Source organism: Rhodoferax ferrireducens, from assembly GCF_003347515.1.
Taxonomy (GTDB): Bacteria; Pseudomonadota; Gammaproteobacteria; order Burkholderiales; family Burkholderiaceae_C; genus Rhodoferax.
In genome coordinates this window covers 1-255 of sequence record NZ_QEII01000016.1, presented here as the reverse complement: position 1 = coordinate 255, position 255 = coordinate 1, and the positions used below count along the sequence as shown (strand labels likewise).

Genomic DNA, 255 nt, shown 5'->3' with positions numbered 1-255 from the left:
GTGCAGGCCAGCCAGGCCGGGCGCATCGAAGCCGGGCCCAAGGGCCTGCCGACGCTGGGCCAGAAGGTGCTGAGGGGGCAGGTGCTGCTCCGGCTGCGGCCGGTGGTCGGCAGCCTGGAGCGCGGCAACCAGCGCGCCACCCTGGCTGAACTGGAGTCGCAGTTGGCCATTGCCGAACGCAAGGTAGCGCGCTATGCGGAACTCGAAGGTTCGGTGCCGCAGAAAGAGATTGAGGCCGCCCGTTTTGAGCTGACC

At 69.0% G+C, this 255-nt stretch carries 1 pseudogene; it reads left to right on the top strand.

Annotation, left to right across the window (positions count from 1 at the left end):
• Positions 1–255 (top strand): annotated as a pseudogene (locus C5P05_RS00055) (efflux RND transporter periplasmic adaptor subunit); the annotation flags it as partial.